Source organism: Flavobacterium paronense, assembly GCF_030409795.1.
GTDB classification, from domain to species: domain Bacteria; phylum Bacteroidota; class Bacteroidia; order Flavobacteriales; family Flavobacteriaceae; genus Flavobacterium; species Flavobacterium paronense.
This window is the reverse complement of the sequence record NZ_JAUFQN010000019.1, coordinates 1,113,352-1,130,575: the sequence shown is the minus strand read 5'-3', so window position 1 is coordinate 1,130,575 and position 17,224 is coordinate 1,113,352. Positions and strand designations below refer to the sequence as shown.

The window sequence follows — 17,224 nt, the reverse complement described above, 5'->3', positions numbered from 1 at the left end:
GCTTTTAGAAACGCTTCGCTGTTAGATTATTAGAACTATAGATACGCTTCGCTCTTAGACAGTTAGAAATATCTAATAATCAATAATCTAACAATCTAAAGGCAAAGCCGTATCTAACAATCTAAAAATCTAAGAGGCGTAGCCTTATCTAACAAAAAAAATGATAATTTTGCTTTACCTAATAGCAAAGTACATATGAAAAAAATTGCCATCATCATGGGCGGTTATTCCAGCGAATACAAAATATCGTTAACAAGTGGAAACGTAGTATATCAAAATTTAGACAAAACAAAATTTACCGGATACCGCATTCACATTTTCAAAGATAAATGGGTTTATGTTGATGACAATGATACCGAATTTCCAATTGATAAAAATGATTTTTCAGTTACCGTAAACAATGAAAAAATAACTTTTGATTGTGTGTTTAATGCTATTCACGGAACGCCGGGCGAAGATGGACTGATGCAGGCCTATTTTGAATTGCTTGGAATTCCACAAAACTCCTGCGATTATTACCAAGCGGCATTGACCTTTAATAAGCGTGATTTATTATCGGTTTTGAAGCCTTACGGAATAAAATCGGCTACCTCCTATTACTTAAATCTTGGTGACGAAATCAAGCAGGATGAAATTCTGGAAAAAGTGGGTTTACCTTGTTTTGTCAAACCAAACAAATCGGGTTCTAGTTTTGGAATCACTAAAGTAAAAACCAAAGACGAACTTTTGTTTGCCATTGCCAATGCCTATAGAGAAGACAATGAAATAATCATCGAAAGCTTTCTAGACGGAACCGAAGTTTCTGTTGGTGTGATAAATTACAAAGGAGAAATCGTAGTTTTACCTATAACAGAAATTGTTTCCGAAAATGATTTCTTTGATTACGAAGCCAAATATCTTGGAAAATCTCAGGAAATAACGCCAGCCAGAATATCAGAAGACATTGCAGCAAAAATTAGAACTGTAGCAAAAAAAGCTTACACAATTTTAAAAATGAGTGGCTTTTCAAGAAGTGAATTTATACTGGTAGACGGAGAACCTTTTATGTTAGAAATGAATACCATTCCGGGACTAACAACCGAAAGTTTGATTCCGCAACAAGCGAAAGCAGCCGGAATTTCGCTGGAAGATTTATTTACTAACTCAATTGAATTAGCTTTAGAAAGAAAATCGATTTAAAAAAGTAAAACGTTGTCTGTTGTCGGTTCTGAGTTGTCTGTTGTACAACTTTTAACAGATAACAGATAACAGATAACAGATAACAAAATGAAAAGAAAAGCCGTTTTCCCAGGTTCGTTTGACCCAATCACTAATGGTCATTATGATATTATCAAAAGAGGCATTTCGCTTTTTGATGAAGTAATTGTTGCCATTGGAATCAACTCTGATAAAAAATACATGTTTTCACTCGAAGACCGAAAAAAGTTTGTTGAAGATGCTTTCAAAGACGAACCCAAAGTAACGGTGATTACTTATGAAGGGCTGACTATTGACTTGTGCCGAAAATTAGATGCCGATTTTATTCTGCGTGGTTTGCGAAATCCTGCCGATTTTGAATTTGAAAAAGCCATTGCGCACACTAACAGAAGATTGTCAAAAATTGAAACAGTTTTCCTTTTAACCGCTTCTAAAACTTCTTATATTTCTTCAAGCATTGTTCGTGATGTGATTAGAAATGGTGGCGATTATACGGTTTTGGTACCGGATAGTGTGGTGGTGAAGAAGTAGTTTTTAGTTGCAGTTGCTACACATGACCGAAAGGGAATAGAGCGAAACTAAACCGCTGTAAATGGTAGTACTATTTTTCAGCTTTACTCAATTTATTTAATTTTGCTAAATACTCATCAAGTAATCCATAAATAGCGATTTGATTTTTGACCCTCACTTTTTCATCCCAATCTGTATTTGTTATAAAGTAGCGACCTGTTTTACTTTTTGGAGTAAACCAAATACCTGAACTGATGCCCGGATCACCGCCATAATGGCCAAAGTTCCCAGCTGAACTAAATCCCATATTTATGCCTGTGTTATACTCATCACTATATATATCAGTATTTCTGTTAATAAAATTTTCAGCTTTGAGTTGAGGCTTAAAATACTCTTTGTAACTACTTTTACTTAATAATGTTCCTTTACCAACATAACCTTTCATGAGTTCAAAAATATAGTTACTCATATCGCTACTTGATGTTATAATACTTCCATCAGGATAGGTAACACACTTATAAAAGGGATAGGCGGTTTTTTTGTCACTGTATAATCTTGAATGCTTTTTTATATCTATTGAACCTAAACCCCAACCTGTACTTTCCATTTTTAAAGGTTTCAAAATATATTTCACTGTAAATGCATCAAATTTTTCTCCGGTAGCTTTTTCCAAAACTAATGCAGCTAAAGTAGCACCCATATTTGAATATTCATAAATGTCACCTGGTTTATGGTCGGAAAATGTATTTGGTTTGAACCATTTACCATTTTGGGTTAAAACATTTTTAAGAAAATCTTCCATTGAAACAGCAGTTGCTGGTGCACTAAATTTGCATACACCAATATCAATTTTTAAATTTTTTTCTAAATCTATGGTGTCATTTAATACCCATGCTCGGTGCATATATTCTTCATTATCTATAATAGAAGAAGTGTGCGTAACAAGTTGTCTTATGGTAATCTGGCTGTTTTTATATTTTGGGTTTTCAATTTTAAACGGCAAATATTTATTTATTGGGTCGTCCAATTTTAGTTTGCCTAATTCTTGTGCTTTTAAAATGGAGATTCCAATAAATGTTTTGGAAACAGACGCAATGTTCTGAATAGTATTTTCAGTATATTCTTCACCTTTTTCCACATTTGCAATTCCAAAACCATTCTGATATAGAATTTCTTTATCATTAACCAAGGCAACTCCAAATCCATTAAGACAAGTTTTTTTAGAAAGCGCTGTCAATTTTTTAGTTAACTCATTTTGTGTTTTAATAAACGCATCAGAATGTCCTTTTTTCTTTGCCTCGCAAGAGAAAATTAGAATTGCCAATATTCCCAATAAAATTTTTTTTATCATTTTTTAAATGAATATGGTATTGTTTTAGTGCTCGTAAATAATTTATGGTAACGTTCATCAGCCTCAAGCAATTGCGAGCTTCGGAACTTTTTATTTTCTGTTAAAGATAAAAATTATTGCGAAACGTGAACTTACCACAAAATTCGCAATTGTGAGAAATGGCTGTTATGCGTTCGGGTTTATATTTTTTATCATCTTCTAATTTTCAAACTTTCTCCATCACGTTTCAAAGTTTTTCCATGTCATTTCAGAACTTTCCCATTCTCTTTCAAACTTTTCCCATTTCGTTTCAAAGTTTTCCCATGTCATTTCAGAACTTTCCCATTCTCTTTCAAACTTTTCCCGTTTCGTTTCAAAGTTTTCCTATGTCATTTCAGAACTTTCCCATTCTCTTTCAAACTTTTCCCGTTTCGTTTCAAAGTTTTCCATTCTCTTTTAAACTTTTTCCATAGTTTTTACTTTCTAGCCAAGGAGATTTGGTCCTGAAACCTGACGCATAACTTTTCCTTGCTAGAGCTTGTGGCGGCTTATGGAAATCTTTTTTTCCATAACCGACCAAGCGAAGTTATGAAAAGTAAACGAACAATATACCGAAAAACTAGCCATAAGTTTTAGCAAGTGTTAGCAGCTGGCACGTGTGCAATTGGTTATTCAACTATATTTTCAGTTATTTTTTTGTCTCCAATTTTAAAAAACATAGCTACTGGAATAATGAAATAGCCTATTGCATATAGCATTCTTAATAGAAAATCATTTTTCATCAATTCCTCAATTAATGATTTTGTGTTTTCTTTATTGTCAGTCAGTGGAATTTGAATGTGCGGTAGAAAATAAATAATTGTTATAGCAATTATCCAAAATAAACTAGCTCCGTAAACGGCAACATAGTATTTTGGAATTCCCTTTGGTCTATACCAAAACATCGGAATGAAAAGAAATAAAGGTAAAACAGCAATGAAAAATAAGTATGGTGCATCTAAATTCTTTATCACATCTCTAAAACCTACCCAGTCAGATAAATCAACCGAAAGCCAAATAGGATAATTTATAAATCCCTCCACTTGCGATGATCCTAGTGTAAAGTAAGAACAAGTAAATATGATGATAAAAAACCAACGTCCTAAAAACTTACTATCGCTTAAAAATCTATTTAATAAAAAGATGGCTATTACTACTTGCATCACAGCAGGAAATATTTGAAAGTAAAGACTTGAACTCAATAAATTTTGATATACCTGCGTATTAAACCCATAAAGTGAAAGTTTTGATTGCAGCGGAAGGATTATATAAAAAGTACTTGATACTGAAATTAAACACAGTAGTGCAGAAACAATAATAGACCACAAGGGAAATGTTTTAGGACGTGACCAAAATAAACCAAGTACAGCTAATACCATAATTACAGGAATAAAGGAATAGAGCATTCTGGTAACTGCATTTAAGGTAATCATAAAATTGTTGAAATTTTTATGAACAGCAGCGACCTCTGCATAAATCATTGTGTGCATTGAAGAAAACACACCTAAAAAATAAAAAGTTAGAATAAAATAAATAGCCATTATCCACAATGACTTTTGTTCGTGTAAAGTTTGTCTTGTCGTTAATTTTTCCATTTAGGTTGTTGTTAATGTTTCTGATTTTTCGAATGCTTGCTGCTAACTTGTATATATGCTAAACAAACATTTTCTAAACAACCAAAACAGCTGCACATACAAAAATTCATTTCGCCTTTATACTTTCTCAAATATAAAAAATAATTCCTATAGCCTTAGTACTTCTCCGATTTAGGGTCTTCCTCTTTCTTAACAACCTTTCGAGCCACTTCAATTTTAAACTTCTTCCCTTTCATTTTTTCATCTCGAATGGCGTTCAGTAAGTCTTTTACTTTTTTAGATTTTACGGCGGCAAACGAAATGAAATCCTTTACTTCTATCAGTCCCAAATCGCCTTTCTCCAGTTTTCCTTTCTGAGAAAAGAAACCAACGATATCAATCTTATTCAGTTTATTTTTTTTACCGCCACTGATGTAGATGGTTTGAAACTCGGGTGGTTTTGGTAGCGTTACCGATTTTTCGACATTCAGGACTTTCATTCCATAATCGATATACTCCATTTTCTTTTCGCTTTCGTGCGCAATGATATAAGCCGTTCCCGAAGCTAACATTCTGGCGGTTCTTCCGTTTCGGTGTGTAAATTCGTCTTCTTTGGATGGTAAATGATAATGAATCACGTGTTTCATTTCGGGAATATCCAAACCACGTGCAGCCAAATCGGTTGTAATCAAATAAGGCATGCTTCCATTTCTAAACTGAATTAAAGCGCGCTCTCTTTCGTCCTGATCCATGCCTCCATGATAATACGTTGCATAAATTCCTTTTTCGTTTAAAGCATCACTAATGCGTTCGGCAGCATCACGGTGATTGCAAAAGACAATAGCCGATTCCGATTTTAAGGAACAAATCAGATTGAAAAGCGAATTGATTTTGTCTTTGTCTTTCGATACCACCATCATCCTATCAAGATTGGTGTTCTCTTCATTATTCGGAATAAAATCTAAAACCGTTGGATTCACAACCCGTGTGTATCTCGGAATTTCAATTCCAGCCGTTGCCGAAACCAAAATACGTTTGTTCAGCTTGGTTAATTTCGATATGATAAATGACATTTGTTCGTGAAAACCAAGCTGTAAAGATTTGTCAAATTCATCCAAAACCAAGGTTACGATATAATCTGTTTTGAAAGTGCCTCTTTCGATATGATCCGCAATTCTGCCTGGCGTTCCAATTAAAACTGCTGGTGGATTTGACAAATTCTTAATTTCAGTTTCAATAGAATGGCCACCATAGCATACATTTACTTTGTAATTGGTCCCCATCTTTTTCCAAACCTGCTCAATCTGTAATCCTAATTCGCGTGACGGAACCAAAATTAAACATTGCACTCTGGTATTGATATCCTCGTTAAGCATTTCAAATATCGGAAGTAAAAATGCCAATGTTTTCCCTGATCCTGTTGGCGAAAGCAATAAAACATTGTTATCATTCAGGATAGCAGCCGAAGCGGTTTCCTGCATTTCGTTTAGACTAGCAATGCCTAAATTCAGTAATAAATTGTTGGAATGTGGATTCTTATACATTTGGCAAAGATAAAGCCAATTGTGAATTATAACTTATAAATTATAAATTATGAGTTTTATTTCAAAAGCTGCTCTTCCTCAAACAATAATTTAATATTCTCATACGAGTTTTTCAAGGCTTCTTTCACTTGCTCTGGGTTGAGCCATACCGCTTTTTCAATGCCTTCATTGGCTTGTGGAAATGGTGTTCCTTCAAAAGTGGTTTGCATTTCGAACCAATGGGTAATCTTTAATTTATATTTTCCATTGCGTTTAAATACGTGATAGGTTTTTTGAAGTTTTCTGGTAATCGTAAGTTTACTGACTCCTGTCTCCTCCTCTATTTCGCGGGTTGCTGTGTCTTCAATCTCTTCGTATTTTTCGATGCCGCCTTTGGGCAAATCCCATTTTCCGTTTCTGAAAATGAATAAAACGTCACCATTTTTATTATAAACCAAACCGCCTCCGGCTTTGCAAACCGGAATTTTTTCCTTTAGTTTTTTCAAAATGGCTTTTTCATCCGGATAGTACAAGGAAGCTTTCTGAATTTTGTTCTGAAATATTTTGATGATGAGTTGCTCAATATCAATACTTTCCAACAAAAACAACTGGAAATCGGTTTCTTTGGTGATTTCGTTGGTTAAAAAAAGTGGTTTATCGTTGACAAAAACTTTATACATTTGTACTATGATTTTTAATAAAGACACAGCCGAAAAAACAGCCGAGTTGCTTTTACAAATAAATGCAATTAAATTGAATCCAAAAAATCCTTTTACATGGGCATCGGGTTGGAATTCTCCAATTTACTGTGACAACCGATTAATACTGTCCTTCCCAGCGATAAGAAATTTTGTGCGAGAAGAATTTTCTAAGCATATTGAGAATGAATTTGGCAAACCAGACGTAATTGCAGGTGTAGCAACTGGCGCAATTGGCATCGGAATTCTGGTTGCTGAATATATGGGATTGCCATTTGTGTATGTTCGCCCAGAGCCAAAAAAGCACGGACGACAAAATCAGGTGGAAGGCTTTTTGCAAAAAGGTCAAAACGTAGTGGTTGTTGAAGATTTAATCAGCACCGGAAACAGTAGTTTATTAGCCGTAGAAGCATTGAAAGAAGCCGGCGCGAACGTTAAAGGCATGGTAGCCATTTTTACCTATGGTTTTGATGTAGCAACCGAAAATTTTAAAAAGGCCAATGTCGATTTGCACACGCTTGCCGATTACAATCATTTATTAACATTGGCTGTTGCCAAAAATTATATCACCGAAAAAGAACTCGAAACATTGCAGGAATGGCGTGAGAGTCCGTCGACGTGGAGAATTACGAATTAGGATTTAGGATTTACCAGATAACAGACAACCGAAAACAGACAACCGAAAACATACAACATGCAACTATGAACCTAGAAAGCCCAAAAGTTACCGTAGCAAAATCAGCTCAACACATCTTTGATTCGTTATCAGATGTAAAAAACTTTGAAAAATTAATGCCTGAGAATATTGCCAAGTTTGAAGTATTAGGTGATGACATTTTCAACTTTGGCTTAAAAGGTATGCCTGAAATTAAATTGAAGATGAAGGATAAAACGCCAACTTCAAAAGTAGTTTTAGCTGCTGCTAGTGATAAGTTACCCTTTACATTAACTGCTAATATTGATTCTGTTTCTGATGCATCAAGTGCGGTGCAATTGCACTTTGAAGGCGATTTTAATCCTATGATGGCAATGATGATTAAAGGACCAATTTCAAAGTTTATTGAGACTTTGGCGGAGAATATGCATAAGCTTTAAGAGTAAAGAAGCAAGAAGAAAGAAACAAGAATATAGAGAATAGACAAAAGCTGCTGAAAAGTGGCTTTTTTTAATAAAGTATTAATCAAATAAGTCAAGAAACAGGAATTCTTTTCTCTTGCTTCTTGCTTCTTTCATCTATTTAACAGTAGTCAATCGCTTATCAACAACTCTTTCCATGTAATCCTGGACAAAAGCTTTACATCTTAATTCCAGTAAATCCATAGCTGCATTTCGTTTTGAGATTAAGTTATGCTCCATAGCTTTGTCGTTTTTATCGTAAAATCCTATGGCTTTTTTGCCATCAAAAGTACAGATATAATCGCCACTCATAAACTGGTACATATTGGAACCGTATTTTATGACAAAAGGTGCTACTTGCTTTTCGTTAATTAAGCTTCTACCCCAACTTCTAAAAGGTTTTTGATAGCCAATCATATCCAAAAGTGTAGGGTAAATATCAATTTGCTGTGCCCAATCGGTATTCACACCCACGTACTTTTCATTTGGTGAAAAGAACAAAATTGGAACCGTATTTTTATTGAATTCTTTCTTGTATTCGTCGTAGGCAATGGTATTTCCGTGATCGGCAACTAGAACAAAAATGGTGTTTTTATACCACGATTGCTTTTTGGCGGAAGCAAAGAATTGTTTCAATGAGTAATCCGTATAACCTATACATTCGTTGATATTTACTTTTCCTTTTGGAAATTTACCTTCATATTTTTCAGGAACTTTATAAGGTTCATGTGACGAAACCGAAAACAAGGTTGCCATAAAAGGTTGCTTTTTCTGCGTTAATTTGTTATTAAAAAATTGAAAGAAAGGTTCGTCCCAAATTCCCCAAACACCATCAAACTCTGCATCATTATTAAACTCCGTTTTTCCATAATAATGATCATAACCCAAGATATTTCCGAAACCTAAAAATCCCATCGAACCATTAGGAGCTCCATGAAAAAAAGAAGTGTCATAGCCTTGACTTTCCAGAGTAGAAACTAGTGATTCTATTTTCTGTTTCGGATATGGAGAGGAAGTAAAAGCATTTTGAAACGAAGGAATTCCGGCAATAACAGATGACATACCATGAATGGATTTCCAACCATTGGCATAAGCATTCGTAAATATCAAACTGTGCTGTGCTAACGAATCTACAAACGGAGTATAGCCTTCATAACCCTTAATTTTTGTGCCTTTATTGAAAGCTCCATTATATTCCCTGGCAAAGCTTTCTAAAATAAAAATAACAATATTAGGCTTGGTTGGAGGATTGTTTTGATAGTGTTTAATCGGAACCAACAAACTAGCTACTTCCGCTTTTGAAACTAAATTTACTTTCTTAAACGTATTAGTAGTCCACGTTCTGATAATAGCAAATGGTGTGTTCAAAACCACATCGGCCTGACCCGAATTTTGAACATAACGGCTCCCATCTAAAATATTTATGGGTCGGGTGCTTTTCTTAAAATCACCTCGAATACCACCTATGCAAAGTGTTGTAATGGCTAGGAAACTTACAATTGAAACAAAAAAGTATTTTATACTTGCTTTTTCAACTTTATGGTGAATTTTTATCTTTTTATAAAGCAAAATCCATACAAAAGACAAAGTGAAAAATAATAAAAATACATGCCAATAATTAAGCAGGAAATTAAAAAACAAAGCGGTCTTATTACTCTCGTTTTCAAGGGTATCCAATGAGGCTCTTGTACTTCTGCTAAACGTATACCTGTAGTAAATAAAATCTATAAAGTTTGTAGCATACGCAACTAAATTAGTGCAGAAATAAATGTAGAATAGTACTTTCTGATAACTTTTTTTTGAATTTATTAGTGCCGGAAAAATGGAGATAATAATGAATAAAGCATTAACATATAAAATCGATGTCGTGTCAAATACTAAACCATGATAACACAATTTTATAAAATCAAAAAAACTATCGACAGTAATTAAATTTCTGTTGTAAATAAAAAATAAAACTCTGGCAACAAAATAAAAAAGATAAGCTAACACTATTCTGAAAGCTAAAACTTTATATTCTCCAATTCTTGGAAATTTTTTCATAGAAAGTATAAAAAGTAAGCGCTACAAAACTACATATTTCAGTGGCAAATTCTTTATATTTTAAATTAATATTGTGCATCACGCTAATATTATTTAATTTGCAATAAAATTAGTAGCATAATGACTCAAATCTCAAGACTTTTTGACTTCCCTTATTATCAACTTTCAAAAAATAATCTCTCTGATTGTCTTGTTACTAAATATGATGGGCAATGGATAAAGACCTCAACACAAGAATACATAAATAAAGCCAATGCTATTTCGAGAGCCTTACTTCGATTAGGCGTATTAGAAAATGACAAAATAGCCATAATTTCATCTTCAAACAGAACCGAATGGAACATAATGGATATTGGAATACTTCAGGTTGGTGCTCAAAATGTGCCTATCTATCCAACCATTGCTGCAGAAGATTATGAATATATTTTAAATCACTCCGAATCAAAATATTGTTTTGTTTCTGATTTAGTAGTTTATGAAAAAATCATGGCTGTAAAAGACTCCGTTGCTTCCTTAAAAGAAATATACGCTTTCAACGAAATCAAAGGATGTAAAAATTGGACCTCATTATTAGAACTTGGAAAAGACGAAAGCAATCAAGATGTAGTTGAAGACAGGAAAAATAATGTCAAGCCTACTGATTTAGCAACAATAATTTACACTTCGGGAACTACCGGAAAACCTAAAGGTGTAATGCTATCGCATGATAATATTGTTTCTAATGTGTTTGCTGGCGCATTGAGAATTCCATACACAGAAGGCAAATACAAAACAATGAGTTATTTACCCGTTTGCCATATTTTAGAGCGTTTTTATCTGTATTTATGTCAATATTATAGCATCGCTATTTATTTTGGTGAATCATTAGATAAAATTGGTGAAAACCTAAAAGAAGTAAAACCTGATTTGATAACGGGAGTTCCGCGAGTGCTTGAAAAAATATATGATAAAATCTACTCCAGGGGATTAGAACTTAAGGGAATAAAAAGAGTCCTTTTCTTTTGGGCCATTAAATTAGGGATGCAATTTGAACCTTATGAGGCCAATGGTTGGTGGTATGAATTTCAATTAAAAATAGCCAGAAAACTCATCTTTAGCAAATGGAAAGAAGCTGTTGGCGGAAATTTACAACTTATTGCCTGCGGAAGTGCCGCATTACAACCCCGATTAGCCAGGATTTTTGCTGCTGCCGAAATCACAATAATGGAAGGCTACGGATTAACAGAAACTTCCCCATTAGTTGCTATAAACGATATGCGTAACAAAGGATTTAAAATAGGAACTGTTGGGAAAGTTATTGATAAAGTAGAAGTAAAAATAGCCGAAGACGGTGAGATTTTATGCAAAGGACCAAACATAATGTTGGGTTATTATAAAGATGAAGCCCAAACCAAAGAAGTAATGACGGATGGTTATTTTCACACAGGTGATATTGGCGAAATAGATAGCGAAGGTTTCCTGAAAATTACGGACCGCAAGAAGGAAATGTTTAAAACGTCAGGCGGCAAATATGTTTCACCACAATTATTAGAAAATGCCATGAAACAATCTCGTTTTATTGAACAAATTATGGTGATTGGTGATGGCCAAAAAATGCCTGCTGCTTTTATTCAACCTAACTTTACCTTTGTTAAAGAATGGGAAAGAATACACGGAATTGCTGTTGGAAATACAAACGAAGAAATCATTTCAAACCCTAAACTAATTGAACGTATTCAAGAAGAGGTAAATGAATTAAACAAAAAATTTGGAAGCTGGGAACAAATAAAACGTTTTGAACTCACTCCCGATGTTTGGTCTATTGATGCCGGACACCTTACGCCTACCATGAAACTCAGACGTAAAATTGTAATGGAGAAATACAAAGATTTGTACCAAAAAATATATAACTAACACCTTAATCTTTTCAACTTATGAAGATAAAACAACTTTTAATCGCACTGGTAACGGTAATTTCATTTTCGGGTTGTAAAGAAAGTAAACCGGAAGACACTACAAAAGCCAACTATTTAGATTACTCTAAAAGTGATGACCAGTCAACCGGCGGAATTAAAATGATTCCGATTACTACTCCAATAGGTAAATTCAATGTATGGACAAAGCGTGTTGGGAACAATCCTAAGATAAAAGTCCTTTTATTACATGGCGGTCCGGGTGGCACTCATGAATTTTTTGAAAGCTTTGATGGCTATTTCCCTAATGAAAGTATTGAGTATATCTACTACGACCAATTGGGTTCCTACTACAGCGACCAACCAAATGACAATAGCTTATGGACAATTGACCGCTTTGTAGACGAAGTAGAACAAGTGCGTAAAGCCCTGAAATTAGACAATTCTAACTTTTATTTAATGGGACAATCCTGGGGCGGAATCCTTGCTATGGAATACGCTTTGAAATACCAGAAGAATCTAAAAGGGTTAATTATTGCTAATATGATGGCAAGTGCACCAGCTTATAATAAATATGCTGAGGATGTTCTTGGTCCAAAATTACCCAAAGAAGTCTTTACTCAAATCAAAGCGTTTGAAAAAAACAAAGACTATAAAAATCCAAAATACGCAGAATTGCTATTCAAATATTACTACACCGAACACATTTTGAGAATGCCTATTGACAAATGGCCCGAATCAATAAACAGAGCATTCAAACATTTAAATCCGAATGTGTATGTGTTTATGCAAGGTCCGAGTGAATTCGGAATTACAGGTGATGCTACTTTAAAAGACTGGGATGTTACCTCAAAACTAAAAACACTAACCATTCCAACTTTAGTTATTGGAGCACAATATGATACCATGGACCCAAAACACATGGAATGGATATCCAAAGAAGTCCAAAACGGACGATTTTTATACTGTCCAAACGGAAGTCATTGCTCACAGTATGATGACCAGGAACATTATTTTCCGGGTGTAATTTCCTTTTTGAAAGATGTAGACAGCGGGAATTTTAAAAAGTCATAACCATCACAAACCCTATTCATAGTAAAGCTTCTTATTAAATTTAAGAAGCTTTTTTTATGTCCGGTTTACAGTAATAAATCACAATATTTTACCAATTAGGTTATTAACATTCTTGATTTTTAAATAGTTAATAATTATTTATGTTAAAATTTAACAATTGTTCATTAAGTGGTATTTTTATTTCATTAACCAATAAACTATTAATTATGAATGTAAAAAACTTTTTTATCGGAGGAATTGTTGGAGGAATTGTTGACTTTTTAATGGGATGGCTCGTTTGGGGCATCTTACTTAAAGACACTTTTCCAAAACCAGAAGGTTCAGGACCAGAGAATATGATGTTCATTTTCTTAGGTTGCTTATTTTTTGGGTTTTTAATTTCTTATATCTTTTCACAAGGAGAAGGCATTTCTACTTGCATGTCTGGAATTAAAATGGCTGTCGGAATTGCTTTGTTCATGAGCTTAAGCGACAATTTCTTTATGAATATGTATAAAGAAACTATTGATTTTAAGTTAATGGGAATTGGCATTGTAGCTTCAATATTCGTAGCATCTATTGTAGGAGCTGCCGTTGCAGTTGTTAACGGAAAAATGAAATAAGTTTTAGAATTTTCATAATGTAAAACGCTCTGGAAGAAATTCCAGAGCGTTTTTTTTTATAAAGAGAATAGAATTTAGGAGCTAAACTTTAAAGACAACTGTCTATTTTCTATTTTCCGTTCTCTATTTTCCCTTTTCCTGCAAAAACCTGCAGAAACCTGCAAAAACATACAAAAAGTAACAAAAAGTGACAAAAACCTGCAGAAACCTGCAAAAACATACAAAAAGTAACAAAAAGTGACAAAAACCTGCAGAAACCTGCAAAAAGTGACAAAAACCTGCAAAAAACTACAATCTCAACCTTTGGCACGCTTCTTTGCACGCTTCTTGTTGGTGGACTGGTACTATTAATTTAAAATTTTTAATTATGCCTGTAAAATTTACAGTAGTGCCGAAAAAGAATCCTCAGGATCTTTTGGCACCCGCAAAATTCTATGCCAACGCGGTTGGCGATGGAGAAACTGATTTGGACAAATTGGCAAAAGCGATTTCCATTCAGTGTACAGTGACCGAAGCCGACTGTTATGCCGTTTTGGTTTCGCTCGAATCCAATATCATTACTGAATTGGAAGAAGGCCGAATTGTTAAGCTTGGCAGGTTAGGAAACTTTCAGGTGGGGCTTAGTTCTGAAGGCAAGGCAACGGCGGACGAAGTAACCAGCAATGCGATTACCAACAACCGCATCCGTTTTCGCCCGGGCAAACGTCTTCGCACTTTCTTGAAAACCGTTACGTACCAGAAAGTATCGTAAACGTAGATTTCTTTCGGCTAGGCCACCTTATTTCAAGCTCCAGGTTCCTGCCTGGAGCTTTTTTTTGGCATTACTTCAAACTCGAACAAAAACATGCGGAGCTTCCGCTTCAAAGATGCGGAGCTTTAACTTGAAAGATGCGGAGCTTTGATTTGAAAGCTGCTGTGGTTTTGGAAAATGGTGGTTTTTGTGAAGAAAATAACCTTAGTTGATGTTTTGAAATAGCATTTAGACACCTGACAGGTTTTTAAAACCTGTCAGGTGTAACCAAGTAGCGGCTTGCAAAAAGGGTGGTTTTTGCGAAAAAGCTGCGAAGAAAGGTAGAAGAAATTAGGTTAAAATGTAAGTTAGTTATTAACAATTGATTGTAAGGGTAAAAAGGTTTGAGTAGATTTGAGAGAGATAATAGTTCAATTTAATTGCGACTATATAAAAGATTTGTGTTCTATTATTAAACGAACTAATTAAAACAGATAAAAATGGAAGATTTATTAAAGCAAGCCTATAATTTATTTGCCGAACTTGTTGGAAATGGTATGTGTATTATGCCTCCAGACAGAAATTTTTTATTCTATGAAGAATATGATTTTTCAGGATTGAAAAAACACAGAGATAAAAATACTGGCTTAATTGGCTTATGGCAGTCTGATGTTGAAATTCCAATGGCTGACTTACCATGTACAAAAGGATTAACAATGACCGTTGATTTTGGTGATTCAGCACATAAAACAGGAATATTAGCATTCTGTAATAGTGAAAAGGATAAATTAAATTTACCACTATATGAAAAACCGGATATGCCTGGTTTTATGGTAAGGCATCCTAGTATACCACCTGCTAATAATTGGAAAAACTGTACAAGAGACCAGTTGTTAGCTTATTCCGCTGGATGTTGGAGATCTGGAAAACATGACATTGTTAAACGCCTTTTAGACGAGCATAACAAAAGAACAAATGCAATTGGAATGCCTTTATGCCAAAATTCAGAAGAAAACTGTCCTGGTTCAACAAAACAGTTTTATGCAACTGATGTTTTAGCTCCTCACGATGTAATGTTTTTAAGAATTTGTTCAGGTGATTTTGATGCGTACAAAGACCCGATAGCCCAATTGTCTTTGCAAATAGCAATAGAAGTGACTGATAGAGATATTAAAGTAGAAAAAAATCAGTTGTTGCTCCAAGCGATTATATGCGGTCGTCTTGACTTGTATGTGCATGTTCATGACAATTTCAGAGAAAACATAATGCAATATTGGGTTGGAAAAAATGATGAAGGATATTCTCGGGATCAGGCACAAATAGGAGAAGCTCTAATTAAAGTAGTAGAATGTGAATTAAGGAGATATTCTGGACAACTTCAAACTTCAACCCTTGGCATACCAATTGAAACTTTAAAAGTACTTTTAAGTTCCGATTATTTTCAAATATTTTTTCAAGGAAATATTTCATTACTCGAAGATTTTACACAACGCTTTATAAAAGCACTATCTTCAGATTTGCAAAAAATTGCAAAAGAAATTGAATCCTATATCAATAATACATTAAAAAATCCTATATCAATATTAAATATTCCTTTTATGCCAACTAATCCTATAGCCAAAATATTAAATAATTTATATAATGGAACTGATTTATCAGAAGTTTATTATCGTCTTAATGAAATACAAAAAGAGATCGTAAACCTAACAAAGTTAGTTAATGAATTAGTAGCAGACGTGTACGCAATTCCTGAAAAAGTGGCTGCCTATGACGCAACTATTTCGCTTAACACTACTTTAAAACAATTTGAAATTTATTATAAACCTTATTGTGATATGTTGTCTACCAACGATTATCATACCACTGCTGACAGATATAAAGAGAAGTTTGAAAAATTATCAGATAAATTTCTTGATGATATTATAAATTTTTCATCAATAAATAACACTTATCCTTTCGCTTCATTTGTTATTAGCTGTATGAATGTTCATTTGAGTTGCCTTGCATTGGCAGGAGAAGACCCTTCAATCATTAAATCTATTTTAGAGTTACAGTATAAGCCTTGGTTTACTAAAATTCTTAATGACGATAGTGATACGTCAATATCTAAAATACTTTCAAAATTAAAAGAAAAACAAAATTCGAATAAGATGTCAATCCCTCCTTTGTATACTATCCAGTTCAAATTTAATAGTTTACAACAAGAGCGTGAATATATAGGTGATATTTATACTGATTTTTGGAACATAAAGGGTGAAATACAAAAATTTGATTATTCCTTAGTTAAACTACTTGATAAAACGAAAATTGACAGTTTAGAGTTTTTGATAAGCAGGGGAATTATTTCAGAAGTAGATCTGCCAATGCTTATAAATGAAATACTTGTTGAAAAAGTTACATTTTCTCAAAAAGCAAAAACTGGTAGTACTGGTTCTAATCGTCCTGGAGATGTTGGTTTTTATTTTGCTGAGCCCGACAAACTAGAAATACCTATACATTTAGAAAGTTACGAAGCAAAATTGAGCCTTTATCCTACTAATATGTGGTTATTATGCGCAAAGAGGATAGATGTTTGGTGCCCACCTTTTCCTTCAAATAATATAACCTCATATAACTACCTAAAAGAAGACTTAGTTAATGTTGGAGAAAGCATTATACGCCATGCAACATTTATTTACAATTGTCAACTTGCAATAGAAAAAATTGACGAGGTAGTTAAAACAATAGATGAAACGAAAGTAGTATAACAGCACAAAACATCCGTTTGGCAAGATTTCGAGTTTTATGGTAAGTTCATGTTTTCGTTCAGCAAGAATTTTTAACTTTAACTGAAGATAATCAGTTCTGAAGTAACTGCATGAAGTAGAGGAACGATAGTTGCAAGCATTTTAAACGT

14 protein-coding genes are annotated in these 17,224 nt (G+C 33.9%); 9 read left to right on the top strand and 5 right to left on the bottom strand.

What is annotated here, in order from left to right; translation table 11 throughout:
• The first annotated feature begins 195 nt into the window (after positions 1-195).
• Together QWY90_RS06280 and coaD are read left to right on the top strand one after the other, a co-directional pair.
• Positions 196-1,179: a D-alanine--D-alanine ligase gene (locus QWY90_RS06280; RefSeq protein WP_290285007.1), complete on the top strand. Its 984-nt coding sequence runs from the start codon at positions 196-198 to the stop codon at positions 1,177-1,179.
• An 87-nt stretch (positions 1,180-1,266) separates the two neighbouring features.
• The gene (coaD, locus tag QWY90_RS06275) at positions 1,267-1,728 is read left to right on the top strand and encodes a pantetheine-phosphate adenylyltransferase (RefSeq protein ID WP_290285006.1); all 462 of its coding nucleotides are present in this window, start codon (positions 1,267-1,269) and stop codon (positions 1,726-1,728) included.
• Positions 1,729-1,798: 70 nt separating this feature from the next.
• On the opposite strand, the gene QWY90_RS06270 is transcribed toward coaD, so the two are convergent.
• The 4 genes from QWY90_RS06270 to QWY90_RS06255 all read right to left on the bottom strand — a co-directional run bounded on the left by QWY90_RS06270 (position 1,799) and on the right by QWY90_RS06255 (position 6,853).
• On the bottom strand, positions 1,799-3,058 hold the full coding sequence (locus QWY90_RS06270) for a serine hydrolase domain-containing protein (protein WP_290285004.1): 1,260 nt from the start codon (positions 3,056-3,058) through the stop codon (positions 1,799-1,801).
• 647 nt (positions 3,059-3,705) lie between these two features.
• Entirely contained in the window at positions 3,706-4,671 is a 966-nt protein-coding gene (locus QWY90_RS06265; protein WP_290285003.1) for a hypothetical protein, read from the bottom strand.
• Positions 4,672-4,826: 155 nt separating this feature from the next.
• Positions 4,827-6,194 carry a DEAD/DEAH box helicase gene (locus QWY90_RS06260; RefSeq protein WP_290285002.1) on the bottom strand — a complete coding sequence of 456 codons (1,368 nt, stop codon included), beginning with the start codon at positions 6,192-6,194 and terminating at the stop codon, positions 4,827-4,829.
• A 56-nt stretch (positions 6,195-6,250) separates the two neighbouring features.
• Complete coding sequence (locus QWY90_RS06255; RefSeq protein WP_290285001.1) at positions 6,251-6,853, bottom strand: NUDIX hydrolase; 603 nt, start codon at positions 6,851-6,853, stop codon at positions 6,251-6,253.
• Between the two features lie 7 nt (positions 6,854-6,860).
• Here QWY90_RS06255 and pyrE point away from each other — a divergent pair, with 7 nt between their 5' ends.
• Positions 6,861-7,508 (top strand): orotate phosphoribosyltransferase, encoded by a 648-nt coding sequence (pyrE, locus tag QWY90_RS06250; protein ID WP_290285000.1) that lies wholly within the window; start codon positions 6,861-6,863, stop codon positions 7,506-7,508.
• 65 nt (positions 7,509-7,573) lie between these two features.
• Complete coding sequence (locus QWY90_RS06245) at positions 7,574-7,966, top strand: SRPBCC family protein (protein ID WP_290284998.1); 393 nt, start codon at positions 7,574-7,576, stop codon at positions 7,964-7,966.
• Positions 7,967-8,104: 138 nt separating this feature from the next.
• Here the strand turns inward: QWY90_RS06245 and QWY90_RS06240 are convergent, their stop codons facing one another.
• On the bottom strand, positions 8,105-10,030 hold the full coding sequence (locus QWY90_RS06240) for an LTA synthase family protein (RefSeq protein WP_290284997.1): 1,926 nt from the start codon (positions 10,028-10,030) through the stop codon (positions 8,105-8,107).
• A 120-nt stretch (positions 10,031-10,150) separates the two neighbouring features.
• Here QWY90_RS06240 and QWY90_RS06235 point away from each other — a divergent pair, with 120 nt between their 5' ends.
• From QWY90_RS06235 to QWY90_RS06215, 5 genes are all read left to right on the top strand, one after another.
• The gene (locus QWY90_RS06235) at positions 10,151-11,923 is read left to right on the top strand and encodes an AMP-dependent synthetase/ligase (protein WP_290284996.1); all 1,773 of its coding nucleotides are present in this window, start codon (positions 10,151-10,153) and stop codon (positions 11,921-11,923) included.
• Between the two features lie 20 nt (positions 11,924-11,943).
• Positions 11,944-12,996 carry a proline iminopeptidase-family hydrolase gene (locus QWY90_RS06230; RefSeq protein WP_290284995.1) on the top strand — a complete coding sequence of 351 codons (1,053 nt, stop codon included), beginning with the start codon at positions 11,944-11,946 and terminating at the stop codon, positions 12,994-12,996.
• 140 nt (positions 12,997-13,136) lie between these two features.
• Positions 13,137-13,598: a hypothetical protein gene (locus tag QWY90_RS06225; protein WP_290284994.1), complete on the top strand. Its 462-nt coding sequence runs from the start codon at positions 13,137-13,139 to the stop codon at positions 13,596-13,598.
• A gap of 367 nt (positions 13,599-13,965) precedes the next feature.
• On the top strand, positions 13,966-14,349 hold the full coding sequence (locus tag QWY90_RS06220; protein ID WP_290284993.1) for an HU family DNA-binding protein: 384 nt from the start codon (positions 13,966-13,968) through the stop codon (positions 14,347-14,349).
• Positions 14,350-14,828: 479 nt separating this feature from the next.
• Entirely contained in the window at positions 14,829-17,075 is a 2,247-nt protein-coding gene (locus QWY90_RS06215) for a hypothetical protein (RefSeq protein ID WP_290284992.1), read from the top strand.
• Positions 17,076-17,224: the final 149 nt, after the last annotated feature.